This is a genomic window from Aquitalea pelogenes (assembly GCF_001515305.1).
GTDB classification, from domain to species: Bacteria; Pseudomonadota; Gammaproteobacteria; order Burkholderiales; family Chromobacteriaceae; genus Aquitalea; species Aquitalea pelogenes.
In genome coordinates, this window is the sequence record NZ_LNQV01000067.1 from 1 (window position 1) to 15,675 (window position 15,675).

The 15,675-nt window shown below is 61.5% G+C and carries 13 protein-coding genes; all 13 read right to left on the reverse strand.

The features are described from left to right. On the reverse strand, window positions 1-592 hold a 592-nt coding region (gene tssG, locus AWT75_RS18885; RefSeq protein WP_161937778.1), incomplete at its 3' end, for a type VI secretion system baseplate subunit TssG. Beyond that, on the reverse strand, window positions 571-2,334 hold the full coding sequence (gene tssF, locus AWT75_RS18890) for a type VI secretion system baseplate subunit TssF (protein WP_062791194.1): 1,764 nt from the start codon (window positions 2,332-2,334) through the stop codon (window positions 571-573). The genes tssG and tssF, both read right to left, overlap by 22 nt. A 16-nt stretch (window positions 2,335-2,350) precedes the next feature. Further along, window positions 2,351-3,919: a type VI secretion system protein TssA gene (tssA, locus tag AWT75_RS18895; protein WP_052693889.1), complete on the reverse strand. Its 1,569-nt coding sequence runs from the start codon at window positions 3,917-3,919 to the stop codon at window positions 2,351-2,353. Window positions 3,920-4,012: 93 nt separating this feature from the next. Next, window positions 4,013-5,554 carry a type VI secretion system contractile sheath large subunit gene (gene tssC, locus AWT75_RS18900; protein ID WP_062791196.1) on the reverse strand — a complete coding sequence of 514 codons (1,542 nt, stop codon included), beginning with the start codon at window positions 5,552-5,554 and terminating at the stop codon, window positions 4,013-4,015. Window positions 5,555-5,580: 26 nt separating this feature from the next. Beyond that, the gene (gene tssB, locus AWT75_RS18905) at window positions 5,581-6,087 is read right to left on the reverse strand and encodes a type VI secretion system contractile sheath small subunit (RefSeq protein ID WP_062791198.1); all 507 of its coding nucleotides are present in this window, start codon (window positions 6,085-6,087) and stop codon (window positions 5,581-5,583) included. A 503-nt stretch (window positions 6,088-6,590) separates the two neighbouring features. Then, the gene (locus AWT75_RS18910; protein WP_239689664.1) at window positions 6,591-7,889 is read right to left on the reverse strand and encodes an NAD(P)/FAD-dependent oxidoreductase; all 1,299 of its coding nucleotides are present in this window, start codon (window positions 7,887-7,889) and stop codon (window positions 6,591-6,593) included. A gap of 32 nt (window positions 7,890-7,921) precedes the next feature. Next, window positions 7,922-8,512 carry a helix-turn-helix domain-containing protein gene (locus AWT75_RS18915; RefSeq protein WP_161937779.1) on the reverse strand — a complete coding sequence of 197 codons (591 nt, stop codon included), beginning with the start codon at window positions 8,510-8,512 and terminating at the stop codon, window positions 7,922-7,924. Between the two features lie 152 nt (window positions 8,513-8,664). Further along, window positions 8,665-9,024, reverse strand: coding sequence for a translation initiation factor Sui1 (locus AWT75_RS18920; RefSeq protein ID WP_045846188.1), 360 nt, complete (start codon window positions 9,022-9,024; stop codon window positions 8,665-8,667). 207 nt (window positions 9,025-9,231) lie between these two features. Next, window positions 9,232-9,390, reverse strand: coding sequence for a hypothetical protein (locus AWT75_RS21755; RefSeq protein WP_156156919.1), 159 nt, complete (start codon window positions 9,388-9,390; stop codon window positions 9,232-9,234). A gap of 290 nt (window positions 9,391-9,680) precedes the next feature. Continuing rightward, the gene (locus AWT75_RS18930) at window positions 9,681-12,038 is read right to left on the reverse strand and encodes a beta-glucosidase (RefSeq protein ID WP_062791204.1); all 2,358 of its coding nucleotides are present in this window, start codon (window positions 12,036-12,038) and stop codon (window positions 9,681-9,683) included. Between the two features lies 1 nt (window position 12,039). Continuing rightward, window positions 12,040-13,413 (reverse strand): MFS transporter, encoded by a 1,374-nt coding sequence (locus AWT75_RS18935; RefSeq protein ID WP_062791206.1) that lies wholly within the window; start codon window positions 13,411-13,413, stop codon window positions 12,040-12,042. Between the two features lie 205 nt (window positions 13,414-13,618). Beyond that, the gene (locus tag AWT75_RS23215) at window positions 13,619-14,611 is read right to left on the reverse strand and encodes a PTS fructose transporter subunit IIC (RefSeq protein WP_239689665.1); all 993 of its coding nucleotides are present in this window, start codon (window positions 14,609-14,611) and stop codon (window positions 13,619-13,621) included. Next, window positions 14,611-15,333 (reverse strand): PTS fructose transporter subunit IIB, encoded by a 723-nt coding sequence (locus AWT75_RS23220; RefSeq protein WP_239689666.1) that lies wholly within the window; start codon window positions 15,331-15,333, stop codon window positions 14,611-14,613. Before AWT75_RS23220 ends, AWT75_RS23215 begins: the two co-directional genes overlap by 1 nt. Window positions 15,334-15,675: the final 342 nt, after the last annotated feature.

Genomic DNA, 15,675 nt, shown 5'->3' on the forward strand with positions numbered 1-15,675 from the left:
GCAGCACGTGCTGCACGGCAGCCAGCAGGCCATGTGCGGTGCGGGTGCGCTGGCTGAGCGGGCCCAGCAAGGCCAGCCAGCGAGCAGGGCTCAGCCCGGTTTGCTGACCGGGCAAGGCGCGGCCAGCCAGGCCCAGCAAGGCTTGCGACAGGCGGTCCTGCCCGCCGGGGCGAAAGCCTGCCGGGTAGTGGTATTTGCGCCAGATGGCGTAATAGCGGGTGATGATGCGGTGATGGAACAGGTCGAGAAAGTCGGTGAGCGCTTCGTGGCCTTCGCGACGGGTGACCTGGTCGTTGCCGATGTGCTGCGGCAGCACGCCATCCACGCCGGTCAGACCAAGAAAGCGGGTGTAGACCGCAAGGACGGGGTGCGGTGTATCGCTGTATGGTTCTGGCTGATAGTGCAGCTCGGATACCGGAAAGCCATATGCCGGGTGTGAACGGAACCTGACGGGTTCTGTCGCGACACTGTCTGAGCCCGCCAGGGTGCAAGGCGGCTCGCTGGCCAGTTCTATCAGTTGGCAGAAGCGGTAGAAATTGAACAGGTCCGCCTGCGGCAGCATGGCCTGAATCAGAGGGGAGGGCGCAGACATATGCGATCCTCCCATTGCAAGGTGCGGCCGCTTGGCTGAACCAGTACCCGCAAGCGGGTAAACAGGTTCAGATCGGCATAGCTCGCCAGAAAATGATCCAGCAGGGTGGCAAACAGATACAGGTCACCCTCGCCGGTAAAGCCGGTCTGGTCCAGGGTGATGTCGATGGCGACACCCTGCATCACGCAGCCTTGCTCAACCTTGCGCACCAGTTGATGGGAGACATCGACAATGGACTGCAGGCGACGGCGGTTCAGTGGGTCGTCGGTCCAGTCGTACAGTGCCAGCGTGCCGCGCAGGGTTTCGGCATTCAGCAAGGACAGGTAGTTGCTGGCCAGATGGGACAGCACGCGCCATTGGAATCTGTCCTCACGCGGCGGGTGGCAAGGCAGGCTGTAAGGCAGCAGATGATGGACTGCGGCAACGGCACTGCGATGTTGGCGCAGTGTCACGCGCTGGGTCTGGCGCAGTGCCTGGCGTGGCACCATGCCATTGGTGCCGGTCAGTTTCAGCGACAGGGTTTCCGGTTCCAGCTCGGTCTGTTCCTGCCATTGATGGCCTCCCAGCATCAGCCAGCTATCGTAATGACCACTGGCGCTCTGGCGTGTATGGGTGTGGTAGTAACGTTCCGGGGCTTCGTGGCGCAGCATGCCGCCGCGGTGGCGAAAGCTGCGAAACGGCAGGTAGTCATGACGTTGCCCGCTGTGGTGATCGAAGGCTTGCACACTGTCGACCGAGAAGGTTTCGACATGATTGCCATCATGCAATACCGGAATGACCCGGTAGGCCTGCTGGCGATGATCAACATGAATCGGCTCGGCTTCCACCTCGAACAGATTGATGGCCGGCACACAATGCAGCTGGAAGGCCTGCTGGTCGAACGGCAACCCGGCCGGGAAGCGGCTGGACAGGTGGATTTCGATGTCAAAGCGGCCATGCGCTGGCAGTTGTGTGGCATTCAGTCCGCACAATTCGACAAACAGGAATTTCTCCCGGAAGGCAAAGTATTCCATCAGCAGCGGGTAGCCGCCGTGTGCCGTTGGCGGCCTGGGCCACAGGGTGTCGTCGCTGGCAAAGCCGCTTTGCCGGAGTGACAGTGCGGTACTGATCACCACATCCTCGCCGCTGGCTTTCAATACCAGCCTGACACCTGGCTGGGTCAGTGCGTGCAGCAGGGCAAAGGCGATGGGCGGGTCGGCGTTGAGAAACAGTGGCAGGGTGGATAGGTCCAGACTGTCGCGATTGGCCTGGGCTTCCAGTTCCAGCCCCAGGCGAATCAGTTGGCTGCCATCATCGCTTTCTTCCAGCCTGGCCTGCTGCAGTTGCAGCGGCAGCAGTTGCAAGTCGCGGGTGGTGCGGTACTGGCACACGCTGGCCGCTTCGCCAAGCGTGCTGCTCAGCAGGCTGGTGCCGGCAGGCAGTTGCTCGGCTTGCTGCAGCACACCCTTGCTGGTGCGAAACGCCATCACGGTGAGTGCCGGTATCATGCGCAAGTAATGTGGCCACAGCAGGCCGACCAGGTTTTCGGTCAGCTCCGGTACATCGTCGTCGAGCTTTTGCTGCAACTTGCCCATCAGAAAGGCAAAGCCTTCTAGCAGGCGTTCGACCATGGGGTCGGGGTGGCCGACATTGTCCAGGTTCAGCAGGGCGGCCTGATCGGGATGCGCCTGGGCAAATGCCTTGCCGGCTTCGCGCAGGTAGCGCATTTCGGCTGCGTAGTAATGCAGGGTCTGGTCGTTCATCACTGGCAAGCCCGGTTCATTGGCTGGAGAGCAGCGCGGTGCGCAAGGGGTTGAGCAGGCTCATGTCCTGCTGCAGGCGTTGCATTTGCCCATGCAGGGTTTGCTTGTCGACATCCTTGCGTCGCCCGCGCTGGCGTAGCAGTTGCAGATGGCTGGCCTTGATGTCGAAGACCAGCTCCGGGTCCCAGCGGCAGATTTCCTGGCTGCACAGCTCTTGTTCCAGACCGCTGACAATGCCCAGCGCAATATCTGCCCGGCCACAGGACTCTGCCAGCTGGGCCGTCAACAGCAGTTGCTGGGCCTGTTGGCGCAGGCCTAATGGACGGGGCAGTGTTTGCAGCCAGCCCAGTGCGGCTTCCAGTCCCTGTTGTTCGGCTAGCAGCCGGGCTTGTTGTCCGATATCCGTGAGATCGGTGCTGGTGACGGAAATCAGGGGTGAGGCCAGCTCTTTGTCGCTGCCGCTGAGGTCGTACACCACGGCCTGGCTGGCCAGCCATTCCAGTGTGTTGTCGTCGGCAAACGGACTGCCGTCGGCAAAGCATAATTGTTCGATACCGCACAGGCGGTGACGCATCAGCGCAATGTCGCTGAGTGCGATGTCGCGCCAGTGCTGATGTGACTCGCCCAACTGGCCCAGCGCCTGCCAGGCCAGGTATTGCAGATCGAGCCAGAAGTGATTGGCGGCTTCCAGAAAGGCGGAGTCGGTTTTCTCCAGCAGGGCATGCCATTGCTTTTGCAACAGCAGGCGGGTGAGTGTCTGGCGTAGTTCGGGCCGAGGCGCGGGCAGGCGGGTGCGCTGCTGGCCATCATGTGGCGGGGGCTGGGCAATGCTGTCCCAGCGCACGACGCGCGCCAGCCGGAATGCGGCAAACGCGCCTTGTGGCTGCTGTCGCAGATAGCCGCACATGGCGCGCAATTGTTCCAGCAGCATCTGATTGGACTCAATGACGTGCTGGCCTGCCGGATGACTTTCTTGCCCTGTTGCCGGGGGAGAAGTGGCGTCAAGCGGACTATCGCTGGCAGTGCTGGCCAGCATGCTGCGCAGTCCGGCCCAGGCATCGTCCAGCACGATGCCATGCTCTGCCCATTGCCCGGTCAGCGTGTCCAGATGTTGCTGCAGCGCCTGGCGTAGCGCCTGGGCTGGCGCATCCAGGTTTTGTAGCCAGTCCAGCACCTTGCTGCTGCCAAGCCAGCCCAGAATGGCATGGCGGGCTGCCGGACGTGTCGGGTACAAGTCTTGGCCATAGTGCTGGGTGAGTCCGCAGAGCAATTCCAATCCCTGGTACAGCCCGTTCCAGCCATGCTGACGCATCCAGGCGTAAACCAGATACACCGCCGGGCGCAGGTCCTTGCCTTGTTGCAGCAGTACCCGGCAATCCTGCTCCAGTGCCACACAATCCAGCCCGCTCAGCCGGGACAGGTTGTCCTTGAGTTGGAGGAAAACCTCATGCTGTCCGACGTCTTCACCGCAGGGTTTGTCTGCCTGACACGGCTGCACCAGCAGGGCAATATCTGTGATTGCATCGGTCTGGGCAATGCCGGTGCTGTCCTGGCGGATCAGGCGGGTAAGCCAGTCTGGTTTCATGAAAGGTCCGGTTGATGGCAGTGGGAATGGCGGTGTGAAATGTCGCAATGGCATGGGCTTGCCCGGCACAAGGCCGGGCAAGCCGGTGCGTGCTTAGCTGTTTTTGGCCTTGGGCATTTGCGATACCAGCGACAGGCTGATGTCCATGCCCTCCACCTGGAAGTGCGGCACGATGAACAGCTTGATCTTGAAGAAGCCCGGGTTATCGTCGATGTCCTCCACCACGACGCGTGCTTCGCGCAGCGGGTGGGATGCCTGCAGCTCGTCGGCTGGGTCGGTCATCTCGGTCACCAGATTCTTGATCCAGCTGTTGAGCTCCAGCTCCAGCACCCGGCGGTCCTTGGTGGTGCCAATGTTTTCGCGCTGGATCAGCTTCAGGTAATGGGCAATGCGCGACAGCAGGAAGATGTAGGGCAGGCGGGCATTGATGCGACTGTTGGCGGTGGCTTCCCGGGTTTCGTAAAGCGCCGGTTTCTGTACCGAGTTGGCAGAGAAGAAGCAGGCGTAATCACGGTTCTTGTAGAAGGACAGCGGGGTGAAGCCGAGGTTGGCGAATTCAAACTCGCGGGTTTCCGGAATCAGCACTTCGGTGGGAATCTTGATCTGGTTGCCGGTGCCCAGGTCGTACAGGTGGATGGGCAGGTCTTCCACCAGCCCGCCAGCTTGCGGACCGCGAATTTGCACGCACCAGCCATTGTGAATGAAGCTGCGCACCATATTGGCGGCAAAGGCAAAGGAGGCATTGGCCCACAGATAGCGCTGGTGGTCCGGTCCTTTTACCTGTTCGCAGTAGTTGAAGCTGCGTACCGGTACGGTGTCCGGCCCGTAGGGCAGGCGGGCCAGGAAGCGCGGCAGGGTAAGGCCGACATAGCGGGCGTCGTCGGTGTCGCGGAAGCTTTTCCACTTGATGTATTCGGCGCGGTCAAAATAGTTGGCCACATCCTGGATGGCGGCCACTTCTTCCATGCTGTCCTTGCCGAAGAAGGCAGCACCCACCGAGGCGATGAACGGCATGTGGGCAGCGGCGGATACCTTGGAGACATTGCGCAGCAGGGCAATGTCCTGAGGGCCGCGGTCGAATTCGTAGTCGGCGATGATGGCACCGATGGGTTCACCACCGGGGGTATCGTATTCCTGGATGTAGGTGTGGCGGTACAGGCCGCTTTGTATCACTTCCGGGCTGTCGTCAAAATCCTGGCGCAGGGCTTCCTTGGAGACATCCAGCAATTCGATCTTGATGTTCTTGCGAAAATCGGTGCGATCCACCAGAAACTTCAGGCCGCGCCAGGCCGATTCGGTACGCTGAAAGTCCGGGTGATGCAGCACGGCATCCAGCTGGCGGCTGATCTGGGCATCAATGCGGTCGATGTGATAGTCGAGCAGGCTCTTGTCCAGCCGGTCTACCTTGAGTGCTGATTCCTGCACCAGCTTGAGAAAGACATTGACGGCCACGGTGATGCGTTCATCGAGGCTGGCCTCGGACAGGGCATCCTGATTGCGGAAGACCTCCACTGCGGGTGCGTGGCTGACCGGTGTCAGGTTGATGCGACTGCACAGTGCACCGTACACGCCGCCATCTGTCGCGGTGTCGACATCCAGTACGGCGCTATTGCTGGGCTGGCTGGTATTTTCCATGTGTTTTCCTTGGTGATCCTGGGTGATCAGGCTTGGGGGGCGTCCAGTGGGGCGATGTGTTCCAGCTCGGCGCGCAGGCTGCGGGACAGCTGCTCGTCTTTCATGATCTTTTCCAGCTCGCGCCGGAAGGCTGCGTTGTCCAGCAGATTGGATTTCAGGTCGCGCAGCAGATTGCGCATGGCCAGCAGGGCGGCCAGTTCGGGAATCTGGCGCACTACCTGTTCGGGGTGAAAGTCACGCAGGCTGTTGAAGTCCAGCGTGACCGGCAGCTCCGACCCATCACCGGCCAGCGTGTTTTCCACACCCAGACGCAGGGTGGGGTGGTAGTCGGCCAGCACGGAATCGAAGTTGTTCTTGTCGATGCGATGTCTGGTTTTTTCCGCGAGCGGGGTGCCATCGTCGCGTTGGCTGAAGTCGCCCAGCACCAACAGCTTGAGCGGCAGCTCCAGCTTTTTGCGGGCACCGCCGGTGTGCAGGTCTAGCGTGATATTGACGCGGGCAGGAGGGACTTCTTTCTGGAAACTGTCAGCCATGGTTGCTTGCTCCGTAGTGGTCTGCTGCAGCTAGCTCAGCCATTGTGTAGGCTGTACTTTCTGCAAGTTTTTGATGTTTAACGATTTTTATTGTTCCAAAAACCATATTGCATGGTGTTTTTTCATTCAATAGTCATTTGCTGTGTTCTGAAAATGCTGATTGGGTTGAGGCAAAAATCCGGTTGATGACGGAAGAATGAAAGGGATAGCTCAGAGAATGACTAATGAATTCAGCGGAGTTGGTTGGAATGAGCAGGCTGCCGGGAGGGCGTGGTGATACCGATGGGTATGCATGCCTCGGCACTTGGTGGGCAACTCGGGTCGGTTTTGCTGGAGGTCGGGGGCCGTGCTGCTGTTGCGGCTGGTGATGTGGATGGTCAACCGTTTGTGCGGCAGGCATGAGGCGGGCAGCGTCTGGCGCTGAAAGCAGCAATATTCAGGTTTGAGCACGAGACGGCCCCTGACGGGGCCATCAGGTGGAGCAGGGCAGATGGGTCAGTAACTCAGGCCGGGGATGGCGTAGTCGCGCAGGCGGTAATACAGCATGCCGGCAGCCTGCAAGGGCACACGCAGCAGCGGCCGCCGGGGAAGGCCGGGTTGGACAGGCGCATGAAGTGTTGCAGCAGATGCTCGTCACCCAGAATGGCATTGGCCAGTACCCGTCCGGCGGCACAGGTGGGCACCACGCCATGGCCGGAGAAACCCTGTGCCCAGTACACATTCCCGTTGCAACCGAAGTCCGGGGTGCGTGGCACGGTGATGTCGATATGGCCGCCCCAGGTGTGGGTGATGCGGTAAGGGGCCAGTTGCGGAAACACCCGCAGCAGGTCGGCACGCATGCTGGCGGTAAGATTGGCCGGTGTGCGGCCGGAGTAGGTGCATTTGCCGCCGAACAGCAGGCTGCGATCCGCCGTCAGGCGGAAGTAGTCCAGGATGAACTGGTTGTCCGATACCGCCATATTGCTGGGCAGCAGTTGCCGGGCAACTTCTTCCGGCAAGGGTTCGGTGGCAATCATATAGGTGCCGACCGGCATCACTTTGGCGGCCAGCGCCGGGTCCAGCCGGTCGATGTAGGCATTGGTGGCCAGCACCAGCTTACGGCAGCGGATACGCCCCTGCGGCGTGTGTACCACGCAGCCATCGCCCTGGCTGGCATAGGACAGTGCGCGGGTCTGCTCGAACAGGCGCACGCCCTTGCCCTCGGCGGCGCGGGCCAGTCCCAGAATGTATTTGAGCGGATGAAAGTGGCCACCTTCGTGGTCGATCAGCCCTGCGACATAGCGTTCCGAGCCGACGTGCTGTGGCAGGTCCTTGCGTGGCACGAATTCCAGCGCTTCATAGCCATAATGCCGTGCCGCATGTTCCTGCCACTCCGACAGCAGCCTGATGCGTTGCCACAGCACCGATGTCCACAAATGGCCTTCTGCCAGTTCGCAGTCGATGTGGTGATGGCTGATCTTGTGACGGATGTCGGCGGCGGCACTGCGCAGCAGTTGCCAGATTTCCTGTGCCGCTTCCAGCCCCAGCGCGGCTTCAATCGGGGGCATATCACAGGAAAACCCCAGGATGATCTGCCCGCCATTACGCCCGCTTGCCGCCCAGCCCACCCGGCTGGCCTCGATCACGGCCACGTTGACGCCGGCATCGGCCAGATTGTGTGCGGTATACAGGCCGGTAAAGCCCGCGCCCACCACCAGTACATCCACATCCATATCCTGGGTCAGCGCCGGGCGCTCGATTTGCTGGGCGGTGCTGGTGGCGGCATACCAGCTGGGCGGATAGTGGCGGGCGGATTCAAACATGGTGTCTCCTTGCTGTGATTGACGGCGGCGCTTCAGGCGCTGACGGTGTATGCCCAAACCACCTGGGCTTCTTCATGACCGGGATTGCAATAGCGGTGTGGTCGGCTGCTGTTGAAGCTGAAGCTGTCGCCTGCTGCCAGCAGGTGGCATTGTTCGTCCACCCATAGCTCCAGGCTGCCGCACAGCACCATGCCACCCTGATCGCCGCCGTGGCTGAGGGTTTGCGGGCCGGAGCTGGCACCGGGGGCAAAGCGGGTGAGCATCAGTTGCAAGCCACCGGCAAAGCCGGGCGAGAGCAAGGCGTCACTGACACCGTCGGCGTAGTGCAGTACCGGGCGGTGTGCCTGGCGTACCACCAGCCCGCGCTCATGCGCCGGGGCCTGGCTGAAGAACACGCCATAGGGCACGGCCAGGGCGGTGGCCAGCTTGTTGAGGTCGGAAACGCTGGGCTGGCTTTTGCCGCGCTCCAGCTGGGAGAGAAAGCCGATGGAGCGGCCGGTGGCGCTGCTCAATTGCTGCAAGGACAGTTTGCGCAGCTTGCGCAACTGGCGGATTTGTTCACCCAGCCAGGTCGGGTCGGGCTGGCTGCTGTTCTTGAGTGGGGTGTCTGTGATTGCTGTCATGTCTGCCAGCATACGCAGGCAGATTGAAGTTTTGTGAAAAAAATGACTTAAATTTTCACATTGTAAAAATTATTGTTGTATTTTTTCAGCAAGATCAATGGTGCTGGCTGAGGCATTGGCCCACGAAACACCGCTCGCTGGGCCTGCCGAATTCAGCCGCCGGCACGTTTTACCGTGAAGCCCTGCTTTTGCAGCGTGCTGATGACGGTGGCGACATGATCTCCCTGGATTTCGATGCAGCCGTCTTTCACCGTCCCGCCGCTGCCGCAAGCGTTTTTCAGCTGCTTGCCCAAGGCCGTCAGGCCGGCCGCATCGCGCAGCACGCCTTTTACCACGGTGACGGTCTTGCCGCCACGGCCCTTGTTTTCCCGGCTGACACGCACGATGCCATCACCACTGGGCAGGGTGGATTGCTGGCAGATACAGGCATCAAGCGGCTGGCGGCAGTCGGGGCACATGCGGCCATGTTCGGTGGAGTAAACCAGGCCGCCGGAAGAAGATTTCGATTTCATGGGTAAGTGCAGGCTGACAGGGCAGCCGGCAGTCTAGCGCCAAACCGGCGGCAAGACGATGGCTATGTACAGGGCAGGGCAGCCAGCAGGGGCCGCAAGGTGGACAAAGCACAATGTGCGATACGGCGCGGCAGGGTCTCCACCGGCACGGACAAGCACATGGTACTGCGGCCTGCGGTGATGGATGTCGACCATGACGCGAGCTGATCAGGCGTAGGTATTGATGCGGCCATCCGGTGTGGTTGGCACCTCCGGGCTAGTGGGCGCGGCGGCTGGTGTTGCCGTGCCGGGGGCGGGGCTGTTGGCCGGTGCGGACGGGGTGAGTGGCGGATAGTGGACTGCCTGCGGAGTGGTGGCGGTAATCATGCGGCGTAGGCCTGGCGGTGGAAAACAGCTAACCATGCAGAGGGTCTGGCGTGCCAGCAAGCCTTTGCTGCCGACTTTTGCCTTTATTTACCCGGTGCAGACCGGTCCGGCAGTCGATGAGACAAAAAAATTGCCAACCCGCAACGGAGTTGGCCTGAGAGTAAAGCCGAGAGAAACAACGGAACAAGAGACAGCCCGGCACCAGAGATGGTATGGCCGTCATTGTCGCTGCCGTGTGTGACAGTGGCTTGACGCGGCGATGAAAAAACCGCGACACCGCAACAGCCGGGTCAGGGCCTTGTGTGCGCGTCCTGCTCCAGCAGTTGCTGCAGTTCTGCCCGGCTGATGTCTAGCCCCAGCATGGCGGTGAGGGTGATGAACAGGCCGCCGAACATATCGGGAGCCATATTCACCAGTTTGGCGCGGGCCTCGTCCACACTGAGCGGGCACTTGCTCGCAACCAGTTCGGCCACCGCCTGCAGCATGGGCGGATGCCGGGTGAGCTGTACCAGCGAGGAGTCTGCCCTCAGCCTGGGATACAGCGGTTTGCTGTCGACTACCAGCATGGCTTGCTGGCGAATGTCGCGGCTGGATGCACCGATGCGGATTTCATACTGGCCACCTTCTACTATCCAGGCCGCGTGGGCCGGGTCGTAATAGGCAAGATCCTCGCCTTGCAGCGTGAACTGTGCCCGCTGCATGCTTCCTGCCGGGATGTCCAGTTTGACAAAGCCGCGCAAGGCCTGCACTGGCCGCGCCAGCGTAGAAGGTGGTGGTGCAATGTACAGCTGCACGATCTCCTTGCCGGCGCGGGTGCCACGATTGTGGATGTCAACGCAGACGGTCACGCTGCCGTGCTCGTCCATGCTGTTGCTGGAGAGTTGCAGGTTCTGGTAGTCGAAACGGGTGTAGCTCAGGCCAAAGCCAAACGGAAACAGCGGCTGCATCTGGCGTTTGTCGTAATAGCGGTAGCCGACGAACAAGCCTTCGCCATACAGGTGGCGGCCATTTTCGCCGGGGTAGTGCAGATAGGCCGGGGTTTCTTCCAGCGTATTGGGCAGGGTGGTGGTGAGCTTGCCGCTGGGGTTGTTGTGGCCAAACAGCGTGGCAGCCACCGCCTGGCCCATGCCCTGACCGGCAAAGAAACATTCCAGCACCGCTGGCACCTGCGGCAGCCAGGGCATCAGCACGGCATCACCATTGCACAGCACCACCACCAGCTTGGGCTGCACGGCGGCCAGCCGGGGAATCAGTCGCTCATGACTGGCCAGCAGGCCCAGATGCTGGCGGTCACCGTTTTCACCATCCACCCCGATGGGCGTGCTGACAAATACCACGGCCACCTCGGCGGCGGCTGCCATGGCGCAGGCATGTTGCAGTGCTGTCTCGTCGTCGAATTCGTCGTGCGGTGCACCGACAGCGTAGTCGACCTGCACGCTGCTGCCTGCCAGTGCGCGGATTTCATCCAGCGGACAGTCCAGCTGCCAGGGCTGGGTGGTGGCACAGCCCGAACCCTGGATCACCGGCTGTCTCGCCGGTTTGCCAATCACTGCCAGGCGGTGCAGCTGCTGGCCATTCAATGGCAGCAAGTCCTGGTCGTTCTTCAGCAATACCAGCGATTCGGCGGCAATCTGCCGTGCCAGCTGATGGTGGCTGGCAAAATCCGCTTCGGTGCCTGGGCGCTGACCGGCATGCACCTTGGCTATCAGTTGCAGCATGTGCAGGCAGGCGCGGTCGAGTACCTCCTGCGGGATACGGCCCTGTTCGATGGCTGCCAGCAGTTCGGCATTGTCCAGCGGGTTTTCCGGCATGGCCAGTTCATTACCGGCCAACAGCGAGGCCGGGCGGTCCTTGATGCCGTACCAGTCCGACATCACCAGCCCCTGATAGCCCCATTCCTCGCGCAATACCCGGGTCAGCAGCCAGTGGTGCTGCGAGGTCTGTTCGCCGTTGAGCCGGTTGTAGGAGGACATCAGCGACCATGGATCCGCTTTGGCAATGGCGCGCTGGAAACCGTACAGATAGATTTCGCGCAGTGCCCGCTCGTCGACGATGGAGTCCATCTCGGTACGCTGGAACTCCGAGTTATTGCAGGCAAAGTGTTTGAGGCAGGCTCCCACGCCTTGTTGTTGCAGGCCCTTGATCAGCGCGGCGGCCAGATCGCCGGCAAGCAGCGGATCTTCCGAATAATATTCATAGCCGCGTCCGGCCAACGGGGTGCGACGGATATTGATGCCCGGCCCCAGCAGCAGGCCCACACCCATGGACTGGCATTCGATACCCAGCGCCCGTCCCATTTGTTCCACCAGCGCCACATCCCAGCTGCAAGCCAGGCTGGAGCCATTGGGAAAGCAGGTGGCCGGGCGCGAGTGGCCGAACAGTGCCTCGGAGCCGCCCTTGTCGCTGTCGCCAGTCACCTGGCCCGCGTCTTGCTGCACCACGGACAGGAAGTCGCTGATATTCCAGCCTTGCTGCTGGTCGATCTGCGCGCTGCTATAGCGCACGCCATAGGTGCCGTCGGTCATGACAAAGTCGCTGATACCAAGCTGCGGCAGGCTGGCCGTGCGCCACAGACCCTGGCCGCTGAGCAGCCTGACCTTGTCTGCCGGGCGCATGCGGGCGATCAGTTCGGTGTGGGAGGTGCGCATGTCAGGGCTCCTGTGGCTGGGCGGCGGCGGGCTGCTTGCGTGCTGCAATCTGGCCCAGCATGTGCCGGTAGCTGTTTTCGTCCAGCGCATAGCGCAGCATGAACAGCAGGGCGAGCACGAACAGGGCGGCGGGTATCAGCGTCATCATCAGGGCGATCCAGTCCTGTGCCCGCGGCGTGATATGGGCGGCGTCGTAGCCGGCATATTGCAGGATCAGCCCGGCCAGCCCGCCGGCAATGGCCATGGCCACCTTGGTGATGAAGTTGAAATAGCCATAAATGGCCCCCTCGCTACGCACATGGTGCTGCCACTCGGCGTATTCCACCGTGTCGGCCAGCATGGCGTACATGCAGACAAAGATGCTGCCCATGGCCGCGCCGTACACGCTGACGCAGGCCATGATGGCCAGCCGGTAGTCACCTGCCAGCCAGTACTGGCAAGCCAGCGCCAATGCGCCTGCGCTCAGGGTGAGCAGGGTCAGTCTTTTCTTGCCGAATCGGGCAATCAGCTGTTCCGAGGCAATGGTGCCGACCAGATTGGCCACGGTCTGGATGGCGAAGAAGCTGGCGGTATAGGCTTCATCGCGCAGTACGTAGTTGATGTAGTAAATGGCGGCGGCCATCCACACGCTGTAGGCGATATAGGTAAACACGGTAAACATCGACAGCTGGAACAGGGGCCGGTTGGCGGTAATGGCCTGCACCATCTGGCGCAGGCTGGGGGCTGTATCCTCGTCCTGCCGGATGCGTTCCCTGGTCATGGCAAAACAGGCGTAGAACAGCAGGGTGGCCAGCCCGGCAAACAGCGCGATGGTGAGCTGGTAGCCGGTGCGCGGGTCGGCAAAGCGGCGGATCAACTGGTCGGCATATACCGACACCACAAAGTAACCCAGCGTGGCAAACAACATGCGGTACACCGACAGCGAGGCGCGCGACATGGTGTGCTGGGTCAGCATATTGTTCATGGCGGAATAGGGTGTGTTCACCGTGGTATAGGCTAGGCAATACAGGGTGTAGCTCACCAGGGCATAGGCAAACTTGTAGCTGGTGTCCGGTGTGCTGAAGCACAGTACGGTCAGCACACCCAGCGGCAGCGCGCCATACAGCAGGTATGGCCGCAGCTTGCCGTGGCGGCTGTGGGTGCGGTCGATGGCGTAGCCCAGCAGGATGTTGAACAGTGCATCGATGATGCGGGCAATCAGGAAAATCAGGCTGGCTTCACCGGCGCTCAGGCCGAAAATATTGGTGTAGAAAAACAGCAGGAACAGCGAGACGGCACCAAACGACAGATTGGACGCCATGTCTCCCAGTCCATAGCCTGCTTTTTCTCGCAGGCCCAATCTGACATCGGCGGCGGACAGGGCAGGATCTGACATGATGCGGTTCTCCAGAGCCAGGTGATGGGCCCTAACATAGCAGCGCCTCCCGGCACGGCTATGGAGATTGCACTCTGGAAACGTCGGGTTTTATGGCGGGATTTTCAAAACGCAGGACAAAAAAATAGCCAACCCGCAATGGAGTTGGCCCGAGAGGGTAATCGTCAGGCGGGCGGCAGATCTGCGTTGCCGGCCCGCTCAAGGCTTACTCTGCCAGCGGCTTTTTCAGTACGCGCAGCATCACGGCGGTCAGTACCGTACCCACCACCAGTGCCACCAGGTAGGAACCCAGATTGGTCACCGCATTGGGGATGGGCAGCACGAACACGCCACCGTGCGGTACTTTCAGTTCCACGCCCATGGCCATGGAGATGGCACCGGTCACGGCCGAACCCACCATCAGCGACGGAATCACGCGCAGCGGGTCGCGGGCGGCAAACGGAATGGCACCTTCACTGATGAAGGAAATACCCAGTACGCCAGCGGCTTTGCCGGCTTCGCGTTCGTCGGCGGTAAAGCGGTCGGCAAACAGCTTGGTGGCCAGGGCAATGCCCAGCGGCGGAGTCATGCCGGCAGCCATTACCGCGGCCATCGGGGTGTACACCTGGCTGGCAATCAGGCCGGTGGCAAAGGCATAGGCTGCCTTGTTCACCGGGCCGCCCATGTCAAAGGCCATCATCGCGCCCAGAATGGCGCCCAGCAGCAAGGCGCTGCTGCCCTGCATGCTCTTGAGCGCATCGGTCAGCATGGCCAGCAGGCCGGCTACCGGCGTGCCGATGACGTAGATCATCAACAGGCCCACCAGCAGGGAACCCAGTACCGGCAAGATCAGCACCGGCTTCAGGCCATCAAGGTTGCGGCCCAGCTGGATTTTCTTGTTGAGGAAATCCGTGCCGTAACCGGCAATGAAACCGGCGGCAATGCCACCCAGAAAGCCGGAACCCAGACTGGCGGCCAGCATGCCACCCACCATGCCGGGGGCAATACCCGGACGGTTGGCGATGGAGTAGGAAATATAACCGGCCAGAATCGGCACCATCAGCGCAAAGGCGGACTTGGCGCCAATCTGGAACAAGGCCCAGGCCAGCGTGCCCTTGTGCGCGTCGTCAAAGGCGTAAATGCCGCCCAGCGCAAAGGCCAGCGCAATCATGATGCCGCCCGCAGTGACAAAGGGCAGCATGAAGGACACACCGGTCATCAGGTGTTTGTAAGCGCGCTGCGCTGCTCGCTCTGGGCGCTGCTTGCGGAAGCGGTACTGGCGGCAGTCTGGCTGCTGGCTGCCTGGCTGGCACCGTGCGGCTGGGCTTCGGCAATGGCGCGGCGCACCAGGTTTTCACCATCGTTGATGGCCGGTTTGGTGCCGCTGGAGAACAAACGCTTGCCGACAAAGCGCGACAGGTCCACCTGGGTGTCGGCGGCAATGATCACCACATCGGCCAGACGGATTTCATCCGCCGTCAGCGTGTCCTGTGCACCCACCGAACCCTGGGTTTCCACGCGGATGCTGTGGCCCAGCTTCTGTGCGGCCTGGCTCAGGCCTTCGGCCGCCATGAAGGTGTGGGCAATGCCGGTGGGGCAGGAGGTAATGCCGACAATGCGCAGCGCGCTGCTGGCAGTCCGGGCGCTCAGGCTGGCCTTGAGCTGGCCTTCGGCATCGGCCAGCACGGCTTCCAGCGAGCTGAGCAGGGTGTGGCTGTTGGCAAAGCGCACGTCTTGTGCGGCGGCTTCGCCAATCAGCAGCACGGCGTCGGCGTCGGCAATGGCGCTGGCGCTCAGCGGCTGTTGCACGCCTTGTGCGGTGTGGATTTCTACATCGATCTTGTGTTTCAGCCGGGTAGCCGCCTGGCGCAGCGCTTCGCCAGCCAGCATGGACTGGGTGCTGCGATCGGGAGCTGCAATCACTGCCAGCAGGTTTGCCATTGTCTATCTCCTAGTTTTATCTGCCTGTTGTTGTTGCTTTGCTGATGATCTGCTGCGTGGCGGGGGTGGGTGAGCGTTGCCCGCCCGCAGCATGATGGTTTAGAGCAGCTAACAAAAAACCTGATGCGGCGTTGCGCCTCCTGGTCGTACTGTGTGTACTGTCTGCGTCGGCGCGCCTTGCCTCAGGGATGCTGCGCTGTTTTGTTAACCGTTCTTACTGTAGGTGCTGCACTTCCACTTGCCGTGCCAGTTGTTCCACTTCGCTGCGTGCCGGCAGGTGGGGGCCGATGCGGGCCAGCTTGGCAGTGGCGAAGGCCACGGCCAGCCGGGCGCGGTCTTCAC

Coding starts and splice junctions, on each gene's coding strand:
- tssC (WP_062791196.1), bottom strand. CDS start 5,554: ATGGAAAATACCAGCCAGCCCAGCAATAGCGCCGTACTGGATGTCGAC.
- tssF (WP_062791194.1), bottom strand. CDS start 2,334: ATGAACGACCAGACCCTGCATTACTACGCAGCCGAAATGCGCTACCTG.
- tssA (WP_052693889.1), bottom strand. CDS start 3,919: ATGAAACCAGACTGGCTTACCCGCCTGATCCGCCAGGACAGCACCGGC.
- AWT75_RS18930 (WP_062791204.1), bottom strand. CDS start 12,038: ATGCGCACCTCCCACACCGAACTGATCGCCCGCATGCGCCCGGCAGAC.
- AWT75_RS18920 (WP_045846188.1), bottom strand. CDS start 9,024: ATGAAATCGAAATCTTCTTCCGGCGGCCTGGTTTACTCCACCGAACAT.
- AWT75_RS18915 (WP_161937779.1), bottom strand. CDS start 8,512: ATGACAGCAATCACAGACACCCCACTCAAGAACAGCAGCCAGCCCGAC.
- tssB (WP_062791198.1), bottom strand. CDS start 6,087: ATGGCTGACAGTTTCCAGAAAGAAGTCCCTCCTGCCCGCGTCAATATC.
- AWT75_RS23220 (WP_239689666.1), bottom strand. CDS start 15,333: ATGGCAAACCTGCTGGCAGTGATTGCAGCTCCCGATCGCAGCACCCAG.
- AWT75_RS18935 (WP_062791206.1), bottom strand. CDS start 13,413: ATGTCAGATCCTGCCCTGTCCGCCGCCGATGTCAGATTGGGCCTGCGA.
- AWT75_RS21755 (WP_156156919.1), bottom strand. CDS start 9,390: ATGATTACCGCCACCACTCCGCAGGCAGTCCACTATCCGCCACTCACC.
- AWT75_RS23215 (WP_239689665.1), bottom strand. CDS start 14,611: ATGACCGGTGTGTCCTTCATGCTGCCCTTTGTCACTGCGGGCGGCATC.
- AWT75_RS18910 (WP_239689664.1), bottom strand. CDS start 7,889: ATGTTTGAATCCGCCCGCCACTATCCGCCCAGCTGGTATGCCGCCACC.